Consider the following 13,625-nt stretch of genomic DNA (forward strand, 5'->3'; position numbering starts at 1 on the left):
GCCAGCGGATACTGAATCTGGAGTGAATGTGATGTTAATCCCCGTCATCTTGTCCGGTGGTGCTGGTACGCGACTTTGGCCGGTTTCGCGTGAAGGGCACCCCAAGCCGTTCATGAAGCTCGCCGATGGCGAGAGCCTGCTCCTCAAGACATATTGTCGGGCGGCGGCGGTCGCCGGAATCGACGCGCCCTCGCAGCGCGGGGAGATCTTGACGGTCACGAACCGCGACTACTACTTCATGAGCAAGGACGAGTTTGCCTGCGCGAAGCTCGGCGAAACTCAGTCCGGCGCATTCATGCTCGAGCCGATGGGCCGCAATACGGCGCCTGCCGTGGCCATGGCAGCGCGCTACGTGGCGGAAAAGTACGGGCGCGATGCGCTGATGCTGGTGCTCGCCGCCGATCACCTGGTTCAGGACCAGGCGGGTTTTGCCGCGGCCATTGCGAGTGCGGTCGAACTGGCGAAGCGCGACAGGCTGGTGACGTTTGGTATCGTTCCGACGAGCCCGGACACCGGTTTCGGCTATATCGAAGCAGGAGAGAAAATCGGCGACGGCCGTATGGCGCTGCGTTTCGTCGAGAAGCCGGACGCTGTGAAGGCTGCCGAATACGTTGCAACGGGCAACTACCTTTGGAATTCGGGCATGTTCTGTTTCAAGGCCGGGGTGATCCTCGACGAGATGAAACGCCATGCCCCCGATGTCGCGGCAGCGACTGAGTCGTGCTGGGCATCGTTGCATGCCGACAAGTCGTCGGGGCAAATGCTCGAGATTCCTGCCGAGACGTTCGAGAAGATGCCGGATATCTCGATCGACTACGCGGTGATGGAGCGCTCGTCGAATGTGGCTGTGGTGCCGTCCACCTTCGGTTGGAGCGACATCGGCTCGTGGGGCGCAATTCGCGATCTGGTCGCACCGGACCAGGACAGCAACCGTGCCGTCGGCGACGCGATCTTTGTCGATAGCCACAACACCTACGTGCAAAGCCCGGACCGCCTGGTGGCGGCGGTGGGTGTGGCTGACCTGATGATCATCGATACGCCGGATGCCTTGCTGGTCGCGCATCCCGATCGCGCGCAGGATGTGAAGCAAGTCGTCGCCCGCCTGAAGAAACAGAATCACGATGCTTACAAACTGCATCGGACCGTTAGCCGTCCTTGGGGCACCTACACGGTGCTGGAAGAAGGCCCCCGCTTCAAGATCAAGCGTATCGAAGTCAAGCCGGGCGCCAGCCTGAGTCTGCAGATGCATCATCACCGCAGCGAACACTGGATCGTCGTGTGCGGAATGGCCAAGGTCATCAACGGCGACAAGGAAATCTTCGTTCGGACCAACGAGTCCACGTACATCCCTGCCGGCCACAAGCATCGCCTCGAAAACCCGGGCGTGCTCGATCTTGTGATGATCGAGGTGCAGAGCGGCGAGTATCTGGGAGAAGACGACATCGTCCGCTTCCAGGACGTCTACGGGCGGGCTTGATGCAGGGAATGCTACGAGCCCTCTGGGCCTATCGCGGGTTCATTCTGGGAAGCGTCAAGCGGGAGTTTCAGTCCAAGTACCGAAACTCCCTGCTGGGTGCGGCGTGGACCGTGCTCAATCCGCTTGCGATGATCGTCGTTTATACGGTGATCTTCTCCCAGGTGATGCACACCCGGTTGCCCGGCGTGAATAGCACGTTTGCATACAGCATTCACCTGTGTGCCGGTGTGCTGCCGTGGGGCATGTTCGTCGAGATTGTGAGCCGCGCACAGACCGCGTTCATCGACAACGCCAACTTGCTGAAGAAGTTGAGCTTTCCCCGGCTGTGTCTGCCGGTGATCGTGGTGGTCAATGCGCTGGTCAACTTCGCGATTGTCTTCGGGCTGTTCACAGTCTTCGTGCTGATTACCGGTAATTTCCCCGGTTTGACGTATCTGGCCATCATTCCGCTGCTGTTGCTGCTGACGCTGTTTGCCATTGGCCTCGGCATTACGCTAGGGGTGCTGAACGTATTTTTCCGTGACGTCGGGCAGTTCTTCGGCATCGCGCTGAATTTCTGGTTCTGGCTGACGCCGATCGTGTATGCAATCAACATTCTGCCCAAGCCTGTCCAGACAGGAATGCAGTTCAATCCGATGGCGCCGTTGATCGAAGCTTTCCAGGTCGTGATGGTTCAAGGCCGTTGGCCGGAATGGCCGCAGCTGTGGCTCGTTGCGCTACTGGGTGTTCTATTGTGCCTCGCCGGCTTCAGCTTGTTCCGCAAACATGTGGGCGAAATGGTGGATGAACTCTGATGGGCACCATTACCGTTACCAATCTCGGCAAGGCATATAAGCAGTACCCGACGCGCTGGTCCCGCCTTATCGAGTGGATCGATCCGCGTAACAAGCTGCATCACACGCCACATTGGGTGCTGCGGAATGTGAACTTCTCGGTCCAGTCCGGCGAGGCGCTTGGCATCATCGGTATCAACGGTGCGGGCAAGAGCACGTTGTTGAAGATGATCGTTGGCACCACGCAGCCGACGGTCGGCAGCGTGACCATGACGGGGCGGGTTGCCGCGTTGCTGGAACTCGGGATGGGGTTTCACCCGGATTTCACCGGGCGCCAGAACGTCATGATGGCCGGGCAGTTGCTCGGTTTCAGCGTTGACGAACTTGTCGCTCTGATGCCGGAGATCGAGGCGTTCGCCGAAATCGGCGAATACATCGATCAGCCCGTGCGCGTGTATTCGAGCGGCATGCAGATGCGTCTTGCATTCAGCGTCGCGACCGCTCGTCGCCCTGATGTGCTGATCGTCGACGAAGCGCTTTCGGTCGGCGACGCGTATTTTCAGCACAAGAGCTTCGACCGCATCCGCGAGTTTCGCAAGCAAGGCACGACGCTCTTGATCGTTGCGCATGACAAGGCGGCGATCCAGGCTATCTGCGATCGTGCGATTCTGCTGAATGCCGGGAAGCTGGAGATCGAAGGGCCGCCTGAAGAAGTCATGGACTACTACAACGCGATGCTGGCCGATCGCGCGAATCATTCCGTCAAGCAGGAAACCACCGGCAGTGGGGCGGTGCAGACCATTTCGGGCACCGGCGAGGCCGTGGTCGACGAGGTCACGCTGCTGGACGAGTCCGGTCAACCGGTCGAAGTGATCGGGGTCGGGCAGCCCGTTACGTTGCGCATCAAGGTCAAATGCGTGCATGCGATCCCCGAGCTGGTGGTCGGGTACATGATCAAAGACCGGCTTGGGCAGACGGTGTTCGGGACGAATACCTATCACCTGAAGCAGGTACTGGTCGATCTGGCCCAGGGCCAGTCAGTGGAATTGCATTTCGAATTTACGGCCAACATTGGTGTGGGTAGTTATTCGGTCGCGGTGGCGCTGCACACCGGAGATGCCCATCTGGCCAACAACTACGAATGGCGTGATCGGGTGTTGATGTTCAACGTCGTCAATATGAAAGTGGAAGATTTTGTCGGAGTAGCCTGGCTACGGACGACGGTGAGGAGTTTGCCGTAGTGGATAGCTTTTATCGTGCGTTTGAAGATCGGCACCGCGGCTCACGAGATCTGATCAAGGGTCGACTGGGCAAGTATTCGCCGTTCGTTCAGCCGTTGGCGGCGTTGTACCCGGGAGCAAAGACATTTGACGTTGGTTGTGGCCGCGGCGAGTGGCTGGAGCTAATGGGTGACGCTGGCTTTGCCGCGACAGGTGTCGACCTCGACGCCGATATGCTCGAGGCGTGCCGGGAGCGAAATCTCTCGGTATCCCAGGGAGATGCGATCGAGTATCTCGCGAATCTGGATTCGAACAGCCATGCACTGATTTCGGCCTTTCACGTCGTCGAACACGTGAGCTTCGAGCAATTAAAGCGGCTCGTAACCGAGGCTCTGCGCGTGTTGAAACCCGGTGGCCTGCTCATTCTTGAGACGCCGAATCCGGAAAACATCGCTGTGGCGACGTGCAACTTCTATATCGATCCGACGCACCAGAAACCTATTCCGCCGCTGTTGCTTTCCTTCGTCGCGGAACATGCGGGGTTTGACCGCGTTAAGGTCGTGCGCCTGCAGGAATCAGCGACGTTGACCGACGCACAGGCGCAGATTCATTTCATGAATGTCCTCGGCGGTGTGAGCCCCGACTATGCAATCGTCGCGCAGAAGGAGGCCGCCTCAACCGAGGGCGCATTCGATGATGCATTCGAGGCCGAATACGGTCTGACGATCGACGTCCTGGCGCAGCGATACGAAACACGGATTGCATCGAGTCTCGCTCAGATAGAGGCAAGGGTGCAGCGTGCGGAGGATACCGCGCGGCAATCCGGCGAGCAGTTGACAGACGAGCTTCATTCGCTGTCGGAGCAACTGCAGCTCGCCGAGGAGCGATATCAGCGTGCCGAAGAGCGATATCAGCGCTCCGAGGAACGATACCAGCGCTCAGAAGAGCGATATCAACACGCAGAAGAGCGATATCAACACGCAGAAGAGCGGTACCAGCATTTCGAAGAGCGATATCAGTACTTCGAGGAGCGATACCAGCACTCGGAGGAACGATACCAGCGTGCCGATGGACGGCGCCAACAGGTCGAGAGCCAGGTGCTGGAGATGCAGGCGCGGCTTGAGCAGACCGAAGCCATGCTGCATCAGGCGAACGCGCAATTGCATGCCGTCTATCAGAGTACGTCCTGGCGAATTACCCGGCCGGTTCGGGGCGTGAAGCTCGTGCTAAAAGGGCAAGGAAGAGTTGTTTTTAAGGTCGGAGCCAAGCGCGTTGTTCAGCGTGCCGCGAAGTTCGGGGGTAAACATCCCTGGTTCAGGCGGCTCGCCGTATTTGCTCTCAATCGTGTTCCCGGTGTCAAGCAACGATTGATTCCCGTTGTTTCGGATACCGTACATCTCTATCGTCCCCGGCCTGAAGTTGCGCCGGAGGGATTGAGCCCGCGTGCTCAACAAACCTATGCTGCGCTAGCTTTCGCAGTGAAGAACTACGAGAAGAGGGAAGAGGGTTGATGCGCATCGTCATTGATATGCAGGGTGCACAAAGCACGGGTTCGCGCAATCGAGGCATAGGCCGTTATACCCAGGCGATTGCCAGAGGGCTGGCGCGCAATCGTGGAGAGCATGAAATTATTCTCGCTCTCAACGGCTTGTTTCCGGAAACCATCGGGCCTATTCGCGAGGCTTTTTCGGACCTGCTGCCGCTCGAGAACATCCGTGTCTGGCACGCTGCTGGACCTGTGACGCATGCCGACAAATCCAACGACTGGCGGCGGCGTGCGGCGGAATTGGGATATGAGTCTTTTCTGTGCGCGCTGAAGCCCGATTTTGTCTACATCACGAGTTTGATCGAAGGGCTTGGCGATGACGCGGTAACTAGCGTACATCGCCTGCAACACGAGATTCCGGTTGCTGTCACGCTTTATGACCTGATTCCGTATATCAATCCCACTCCGTATCTGGATAATCCAGCCGTAAAGTCCTGGTATCTGGAGAAGATCGAGCATTTGCGCCGGGCCGATTTGTGGCTGGGTATTTCGGAGTCCTCGCGACAGGAAGGCATCGCACATCTCGGTTTGCCCGCGGAGTGGTCGGTCAATATCAGTACCGACGCTGACGATTCATTCCTGTCCATCGACGTTTCCCCGGAGCGCGAATCGGCTTTGCGCAAGCAGTATGGGCTGACCAAACCGTTCGTGCTCTACACGGGCGGCATCGATCACCGCAAGAACGTAGAAGGCCTGATTCGAGCGTACGCGCTGCTGCCTGAAAAGGTGCGGCGCGACCATCAACTCGCGATCGTATGTTCGGTACAGCCCGCGAATCGGCAGGAGCTCGAACGTCTGGCGCAGCAACACGGTCTGCGCAAAGACGATGTCGTGCTGACCGGATTCGTACCAGACGACGATCTGCTGTTTTTCTACAACCTGTGCAAGCTGTTCGTCTTCCCGTCGTGGCATGAAGGCTTTGGTTTGCCCGCGTTGGAGGCTATGCGCTGCGGGGCTCCTGTCATTGGCGCCAATACATCCAGTCTGCCGGAAGTCATCGGCTGGGATGACGCCATGTTCGATCCGCATTCCGACGCAGCCATTGCTGAGGCGATACAGCGTGGCCTGAACGACGCTCCCTTCCGGGAAGCACTCATCCGGCACGGCAAAGAGCAGTCGCGTAAGTTTTCGTGGGATGAAAGCGCACGCCGGACCATCGCAGCCATGGAGCGATGGCATGTCCAGGGTAAGCAGCCTGCATCTCAACGCGAGTCGCGGCGGCTAAAGCTGGCCTATGTGTCCCCTCTGCCGCCTGCTCGCACGGGTATCGCGGACTATAGTGCCGACCTCCTGCCCGAGCTTGCGAATCATTACGACATTGACGTCATCGTCGACCCCGATACCGTGGGAAATGCCCAGTTGAATGGGGTAACGGTGAGGTCGCCTCAGTGGTTCGTGGAGAATGTCGGTCGATATGATCGCGTGATCTATCACTTTGGCAATTCGTCATTCCATCGCTACATGTTCCCGCTTCTGGACGTCGTTCCTGGGGTGGTGGTTCTGCATGACTTTTTCCTGTCAGGCATTGTTGCGGAGATGGATACCCAAGGCTGGCTTCCGGGGTGCTGGTCGCAGGCGTTGTATGAAAACCATGGCTACGTCGGTTTGGCAGAGCGCCATCACAAGGCGGATATCATAGACACCGTCTGGAAGTACCCGTGCAGTTTGGAGGTGATTCAGAAGAGTCTGGGCCTGATCGTCCACTCCGGGAATTCGAAACGTCAAGCCGAGCGATGGTATGGCGGCGACGTGAAGGACTGGGTCGAGATTCCACTTATGCGAGTTGCCGATGTCGATTTCGACAAGGTTGGTGCGCGCGCCGCACTGGGCATTGGGGAAAATGACTATCTAGTGTGTGCGTTTGGCTTGCTAGGTCCCATGAAGTTGAATCTTCAACTGCTGAAGGCCTGGGCAGATTCATCGCTTGCGAAAGATTCGACTTGCCATCTTGTCTTTGTTGGGGAGAATGATCAGGGACAATATGGGCAGGATGTGTCTCGCCTGATCCGTGACCTCGGTTCGAAAGCTAACGTCCGGATCACAGGCTGGGCCGATGTTTCAACCTTCCGCCAGTATCTGACGGCCGCCGATGTCGGCGTGCAGTTGCGAACCCTGTCGAGAGGGGAAACTTCCGCAGCTGTGCTGGACTGCATGAATTACGGTAAGGCCGTTATTGTCAACGCCAACGGCAGCATGGCCGACCTCGACGATGACGCAGTCTGGAAATTGCCGGAGACATTTACCGAACAGCAACTCATAGAAGCGCTGGAGACCTTGCGTTCTGATGCACAGTTGCGTACGAACATGGGTCGTATCGCAAGGCAGGTCATCCTGGATCACCATGCCCCAGATTTGTGTGCAAAGCAGTATCGGGATGCGATTGAGCACTTCCATGCGGCCGGGCTGTCACACCCCGGTATACTGGCGCGCGCGATCGCCAGGCAGGTCGGGTCGGCTGATGACGGGCAATTGCAGCAGGCCGCGATGGCCATGGCCCGGAATACTATGCCGCGCAATGGCAAGCGGCAGCTTCTAGTGGATATCTCCGAGCTGGTTCAGCGCGATGCGAAAAGCGGTATCCAGCGCGTTGTAAGAAGCTTGATCAAGGAATGGCTGGAGCGCCCGCCCAGCGGCTTCAGGGTGGAACCGGTTTATGCGACGACTGCCCAGTCGTACAAGTATGCCCGGCGCTTCACGGCAAAGCTGATGGGTTTTGAAGATGCGTGGCTGCAGGACGCTCCTGTCGACTACGGCCCGGGAGACGTGTTTCTCGGTCTCGACCTGGCGCCGGAGATCGTGCCGGCGCAGCGGGCGTTCTACCAGAAGCTCAGGTTTCAGGGCGTGCAAGTCAAGTTCGTCGTGTACGACCTGCTGTGCATTTTTCTGCCGCAATATTTTGCGCCGGGCGTTGCAGAGAACTTTGGTGAATGGCTGGAGGTCGTCGTGGAGAATGACGGCGCTTTCTGTATTTCTGAGGCCGTCGCGGGCGATCTTGCTACATGGGTGGCCCAACATGCACCCGAGCGCAACGCCCGATTCGCGATTGACTGGTTCCACCTAGGCGCAAATATTCAAGATTCCGTCGCTTCGACGGGAGTCCCCGCTGACGCCGAGGATTTACTCGAGAAGCTGAAAAGATCGCCGTCCTTCTTGATGGTCGGGACGCTGGAACCCCGTAAGGGGTATGCCCAGGTTCTGGAGGCATTCGACCGTCTCTGGCAAGAGGATCAACACGTCAACCTCGTCCTGGTGGGTAAGCAAGGGTGGTTGATGGGGGATTTGGTCTCGCGGATCAAGGGACATAGAGCATTCGGCCGTCAACTGTTCTGGCTGGAAGGTATTAGCGACGAATACCTGGAAAAGATCTATGCCGCGTGTTCATGCCTGATCGCCGGCTCGTATGGAGAAGGCTTCGGCCTCCCTTTGATCGAGGCGGCACAGCAGGGGATTTCGATCATCGCACGAGATATTCCTGTGTTCCGGGAAGTCGCGGGCAATCATGCTTATTATTTTTCCGCGGAGACTGGCCAGGATCTGGCCGTTGAAATCAAGGCTTGGTTGGGACTTGAAAACATGGGGCAAGCGCCTTCATCCCAAGGCATGCCTTTCTTGACCTGGGCGCAAAGTGCCCAAGCCTTGGCGGAGCTTTTCACAAAAAGCGCATTCATTTCGTAAGGAAAGAGCATCACTATGAAGACAGCCATTATCACCGGCATCACTGGCCAAGACGGTGCCTATCTTGCGCAACTCCTGCTGGAGAAGGGTTATACGGTTTACGGCACCTATCGCCGCACGAGTTCGGTGAACTTCTGGCGAATCGAAGAGTTGGGTATCGCGAAGCACCCCAACCTCCATCTGGTCGAATACGACTTGACGGATCTGTCGTCGAGCATTCGCCTGCTGCAAACTACCGGCGCGACTGAGGTATACAACCTCGCTGCGCAAAGCTTCGTCGGCGTTTCCTTTGACCAGCCGGCCACCACGGCGGAGATCACCGGCATCGGCCCGCTGAATCTGCTCGAGGCCATCCGCATCGTCAACCCGAAGATCCGCTTCTACCAGGCGAGCACGTCCGAAATGTTCGGCAAGGTGCAGGCCATTCCGCAAATCGAGTCTACGCCGTTTTACCCGCGCAGCCCGTACGGTGTCGCCAAGCTCTACGCGCACTGGATCACGGTGAACTATCGCGAAAGCTACAACATCTTCGGTTGCAGCGGCATCCTGTTCAATCACGAATCGCCCCTGCGTGGCCGCGAGTTCGTGACGCGCAAGATCACCGACTCCGTCGCAAAGATCAAGCTCGGCCAACTCGACGTGCTCGAACTGGGGAATATCGACGCGAAGCGCGATTGGGGTTTCGCGAAGGAATACGTCGAAGGCATGTGGCGCATGTTGCAGGCCGACGAGCCGGATACCTACGTGCTGGGCACGAATCGTACCGAGACCGTACGCGATTTCGTGCGCATGGCATTCAAGGCAACTGGGGTCGACCTCGAGTTCAAGGGGCGTGACGAGAACGAGACCGCGGTCGACGCTGCGACCGGCAAGACGCTCGTCAAGATCAACCCGAAGTTTTATCGTCCGGCCGAAGTGGATCTGCTGATCGGCAATCCGGAGAAGGCAAAGAAGCAACTGGGCTGGGAGCCGAAGACGACGCTCGAGCAGCTGTGCGCGATGATGGTCGAAGCGGACCTGCGTCGCAACGAGCGCGGCTTCTCGTTCTGAGGCATCTCTGGCGCCGGTGACGGGGCTCGCCGGCTGCATGAGCCGTGTTTTTGCACGGTTGTTTGCTGCAGCAGGTGATCCCGTCGTCGGGTCGCTCAAAAGAATAATGCGGAAAGACACACCGCGCTGGATGTACAACAAGGGGCATGGGTGAAGGTTGGTTTTGGTACGACGGCATTGGCCCGTAGCATTGCGCACGGCGGGGTGGACGGCATTGGCTCGTACACCCGGGAGCTGGGGCGAGCCCTGCTTGCCGGCGGCGGGGTCGATCTCGTCCCCGTCGGCTTTCGTGCGTTTGTCGGCGAAGACGTGTTGCCGGGTGCCCGCCCGCCCGTGAATCTCGGCCGCCACGCGGCAATGGCGACACTGGGCGCCGTGAGCCCGTGGAAGTGCGTCGCCGAGAAGGACCTCGTCGCACAGCACGTGGACGTGTTCCATGCAACCGATCACCTGATTCCAAAACTGTCTACGATACCTGTTATCGCGACCTTGATGGATGCCATTCCACTGTCGAATCCCGAGTGGACGACCGTGAAGCTGGCCGCGTTGCGCCGTTGGCTGTTGCGGCGCTCGGGTGCGTGGGCGGATCACGTCGTCACGATTTCCGAGTATTCGAAGCGCTCGATCGTGGAGCACTTCGGCATCGCGCCAGAGCGCATTTCCGTCGTTCCGCTGGGTGTGCACCCTCGATTTTTTGAACAGATTGATCAGACGGACCGTGACGAGGTACTGAAGCGCCTGGACCTGCCCGAGCGGTTCTTCCTGTGCGTGGGCACCTTGCAGCCGCGCAAGAATATCGAGCGGGTTCTGGACGCGCATGCGAGTCTGCCGGCCGGGTTGCGTCGGGATGTGCCATTGGTCGTCGTGGGCCGGGCCGGGTGGGGGTGCGAAAGCCTTGTCGCCCGCCTGCGAGCGAGCGAAGCCGAAGGCAGTGCGCGCTGGTTGCAGTATTTGCCGGATTTCGACGTGCGCGCTCTGATGCAATCGGCCACCGCGCTGCTGTTTGCGTCGCTGTGCGAAGGATTCGGACTGCCGGTTGTGGAAGCGTTCGCTTCTGGCCTCCTGGTCATTGCGTCCAATACGACGTCCGTTCCCGAAGTGGCGGCAGATGCCGCCATCATGGTGGATCCCAGCAACGCAGGCGACATTGCCGATGCCATGCGCCAGGTGACCGAACATACACGCGATGCCGACGTGCTCCGCGAGGCGGGGCTGGCGAGGGCGCGCGAGCTGACGTGGCAGGCCTGTGCCGAGAAGACCGTTGCGGTCTATCGATCTGTTCTGGATGGTTCATGTCGATCCTGATTCAATCCGCGCGGGAGAATGCAGCGTGAAGTTAGGGGTCGATATCACCTGGATGGTTGGCAACTACCGCGGCATGGGAAGATTCGCGCGCCGGTTGATCGAACCGGTGAGTGCGTCGGTGCTGGGTCTCGCCCCGAGCGGCGTGACCACGACGGACTGGTCGTGCGTCAGCGGCGGCCGCGGTTTCTTTCCGTGGTGGGAGCAGGTCGAGTTGCCGCGACTGTGCGAGTCACAGAAGCTGGACTACCTGCTGTGCCCGTACAACACGGGACCATTGCGATCAACGGGGCGGACCCGGCTGATCTCGGTCATCCACGATCTGATTTATCTGCAGCCCTGGCGTGTGCTGCCTCCGGCAAGATCCCCGTATCAGACGTTTGGGCGGGTGTACAGGCGGCATGTGGTGCCGAGGCTCGCTCGCCGCGCCGACGTCGTGCTGACCGTATCCCGATTCACCCAGCGGGAACTGGTGGAGCAGTTCGGACTGTCGGAGCGGGACGTACACGTAATTCCGAACTCGATTGCGGACGACTGGTTCGTTCCTCCGCTGAGTCAGGCGGATCGCCAGCCGTACCTGTTCACCGTGGCGGGCGAGGTGCCCAGCAAGAACGTCGATCGTCTCCTGCAAGCCTTCGCATTGGCGAGGCCGAAGCTGGACGAGGACATCAGCTTGCGCATTGCCGGGATCAAATCCGCGCATCACGAACATTATCTGCAACGTGCAGCCGCACTGGGACTTTCGGGCCACGTCGAATTGCTCGGGTATGTTTCCGAGCACGAACTGAAGCAGCACTACCGGCAGGCACGCGCATTCATCTTCGCTTCGTTGTTCGAAGGATTCGGCATTCCGGTGCTGGAGGCGATGGCGTCGGGTACGCCAGTCGCGTGCAGCAACACGACGTCCATGCCTGAGATCGTCGGCGGCTGCGGCCTGAATTTCGACCCCTGGTCGGTTGACGATATCGCCCGGCAGATCCGGGGCATATGGACCGGCGGCGAAACGTTCGAAGCGAGAGCCCGCGACGGTGTGGAGCGCGCGCGTCTATTTTCGGAGACGAGCGTTGCGCCGTCGATTCAGCAATTCTGGGAACGTTTGTCGTGACCACAGACAAGAAAAAACTGCTGGTGCTGACACCCAGGCTTCCTTATCCGGTGATCGGCGGAGACAAGCTGCGGATCTATCATCTCTGTAAGGCGTTGTCGCGTCAGTACTCGCTGACGCTGCTGAGCCTGTGCGAGACGAGCGAAGAGATGGACTGCGAGCTGCCTGACGACGGCGTGTTCGACCGGGTCGAGCGAGTCTTTCTGTCGAAGGCGCGTTCGTACATGAATACGCTGCTTGCGCTGCCCACGCGGACGCCGTTGCAGGTCGCCTACTACCGGAGTCGGGCATTTGCCGCGGCAGTCGAACGGTTGTTGCCCTCGCACGATGGCGTACTCGTCCATCTGGTGCGCTGTGCCGAGTACGTGCGCAAGTCGGACAAGCCGCGCGTGCTCGAAATGACGGACGCGATCTCGCTGAACTACAGCCGCGTCAAGCAGCTCAAGAATGCACGTGGGCTCAAGTCGCGCGTGCTCAGTCTCGAAGCGCAGCGCCTGGGCGACTACGAGCGAACGATCGTCAATGACTTCGATTTGTCCGTGCTGGTTTCGCAGACCGATAAGGATTACCTGTTTCCCGGTTCGAACGCCGAGAACGTCATGGTGTGTTCGAACGGAGTCGACTTGTCTGGGTTGCCGTATTCGGTGCGAAGTACGGCAAGCCGCGTGCTGATCTTCATCGGCGACATGCGGACGGTCCAGAACGAGGACATGTGCCATTTCTTTGCGCAGGACGTGTTGCCCTTGCTGCGCAAGCGTGCGGATTACCGGTTCAGGATCGTGGGTTCGATTTCGCCCGCGCTTGCCGAGCGGTTCAGGGCCTATGACGGAGTCGAGGTGACAGGGCGGGTTGCGTCGGTGGCAGACGCCGCCAGAGACGGCGCCATAGGCGTGTGCCCGATGCGGATCGGGGCAGGCGTGCAGAACAAGATTCTGGAGTATATGGCGCTGGGGTTGCCTGTTGTGGCGACTTCGCTGGGGTACGAAGGCTTGGGCGCGAGAAGCGGGCATGACCTTCTACTCGCAGATTCGCCGCCGGAATTTTCTGAGCGGATCGAGTGGCTTACGGCCAATGAGGCCGCGGCAGTACAAATGGCAAAGAGGGCGAGAGCATTCGTTGAGCAGGAACACGAATGGGGACAGATGGTCGCCCCGCTTCTTGGAAAGTTGGACCAGATGCTGGCTTGAGTTCGATAAGTCAAGCCTTTGCTGGAGGCCTTTTTTCCTATTGCGAACGGTTTGCTGCTGTGCCTACATTTGAGATTGAAAGGTTTGTGAAGGCTGCGGAAGGCAGTTCGAATCGGGCATAGCGGTGTCGAATGTGGCTGGAAAACGGCGTGCTCGATGGCATCAAGATTTGACCTGGTGCGCCGTGGCATCACAGCGCGCTAGCGTGCGTGAGAGCGAGTCAGGCATTTGGGCATACAAGGCTGGACGGCAAACCCGCACGGAAGCGGGGCATCGGGGCGATGCACGAT

At 59.0% G+C, this 13,625-nt stretch carries 9 protein-coding genes; all 9 read left to right on the top strand.

The window, feature by feature from the left end:
• Positions 1–31: 31 nt before the first annotated feature.
• Complete coding sequence (locus AB4Y44_RS17015; RefSeq protein WP_368700290.1) at positions 32–1,477, top strand: mannose-1-phosphate guanylyltransferase/mannose-6-phosphate isomerase; 1,446 nt, start codon at positions 32–34, stop codon at positions 1,475–1,477.
• Positions 1,477–2,271, top strand: coding sequence for an ABC transporter permease (locus tag AB4Y44_RS17020; RefSeq protein ID WP_342921527.1), 795 nt, complete (start codon positions 1,477–1,479; stop codon positions 2,269–2,271). The genes AB4Y44_RS17015 and AB4Y44_RS17020 overlap by 1 nt, the downstream gene beginning before the upstream one ends.
• Complete coding sequence (locus tag AB4Y44_RS17025) at positions 2,271–3,491, top strand: ABC transporter ATP-binding protein (RefSeq protein ID WP_342921526.1); 1,221 nt, start codon at positions 2,271–2,273, stop codon at positions 3,489–3,491. The genes AB4Y44_RS17020 and AB4Y44_RS17025 overlap by 1 nt, the downstream gene beginning before the upstream one ends.
• Positions 3,491–4,981 carry a methyltransferase domain-containing protein gene (locus AB4Y44_RS17030; RefSeq protein WP_368700291.1) on the top strand — a complete coding sequence of 497 codons (1,491 nt, stop codon included), beginning with the start codon at positions 3,491–3,493 and terminating at the stop codon, positions 4,979–4,981. Before AB4Y44_RS17025 ends, AB4Y44_RS17030 begins: the two co-directional genes overlap by 1 nt.
• Positions 4,981–8,691: a glycosyltransferase gene (locus AB4Y44_RS17035; RefSeq protein WP_368700292.1), complete on the top strand. Its 3,711-nt coding sequence runs from the start codon at positions 4,981–4,983 to the stop codon at positions 8,689–8,691. Before AB4Y44_RS17030 ends, AB4Y44_RS17035 begins: the two co-directional genes overlap by 1 nt.
• Before the next feature lie 15 nt (positions 8,692–8,706).
• Positions 8,707–9,741 carry a GDP-mannose 4,6-dehydratase gene (gene gmd / locus AB4Y44_RS17040; protein ID WP_342921523.1) on the top strand — a complete coding sequence of 345 codons (1,035 nt, stop codon included), beginning with the start codon at positions 8,707–8,709 and terminating at the stop codon, positions 9,739–9,741.
• 150 nt (positions 9,742–9,891) lie between these two features.
• Positions 9,892–11,046, top strand: a complete 1,155-nt coding sequence (locus AB4Y44_RS17045; protein WP_368700293.1) for a glycosyltransferase family 4 protein — start codon at positions 9,892–9,894, stop codon at positions 11,044–11,046.
• Positions 11,027–12,148: a glycosyltransferase family 4 protein gene (locus AB4Y44_RS17050; protein ID WP_368700294.1), complete on the top strand. Its 1,122-nt coding sequence runs from the start codon at positions 11,027–11,029 to the stop codon at positions 12,146–12,148. Before AB4Y44_RS17045 ends, AB4Y44_RS17050 begins: the two co-directional genes overlap by 20 nt.
• Positions 12,145–13,335 (top strand): glycosyltransferase, encoded by a 1,191-nt coding sequence (locus tag AB4Y44_RS17055; RefSeq protein ID WP_368700295.1) that lies wholly within the window; start codon positions 12,145–12,147, stop codon positions 13,333–13,335. The genes AB4Y44_RS17050 and AB4Y44_RS17055 overlap by 4 nt, the downstream gene beginning before the upstream one ends.
• The last annotated feature ends 290 nt before the right edge of the window (positions 13,336–13,625 follow it).

This window comes from Paraburkholderia sp. BR10937, assembly GCF_040965695.1.
Classification (GTDB): domain Bacteria; phylum Pseudomonadota; class Gammaproteobacteria; order Burkholderiales; family Burkholderiaceae; genus Paraburkholderia.

Coding starts and splice junctions, on each gene's coding strand:
- AB4Y44_RS17035 (WP_368700292.1), top strand. CDS start 4,981: ATGCGCATCGTCATTGATATGCAGGGTGCACAAAGCACGGGTTCGCGC.
- gmd (WP_342921523.1), top strand. CDS start 8,707: ATGAAGACAGCCATTATCACCGGCATCACTGGCCAAGACGGTGCCTAT.
- AB4Y44_RS17050 (WP_368700294.1), top strand. CDS start 11,027: ATGGTTCATGTCGATCCTGATTCAATCCGCGCGGGAGAATGCAGCGTG.
- AB4Y44_RS17015 (WP_368700290.1), top strand. CDS start 32: ATGTTAATCCCCGTCATCTTGTCCGGTGGTGCTGGTACGCGACTTTGG.
- AB4Y44_RS17025 (WP_342921526.1), top strand. CDS start 2,271: ATGGGCACCATTACCGTTACCAATCTCGGCAAGGCATATAAGCAGTAC.
- AB4Y44_RS17020 (WP_342921527.1), top strand. CDS start 1,477: ATGCAGGGAATGCTACGAGCCCTCTGGGCCTATCGCGGGTTCATTCTG.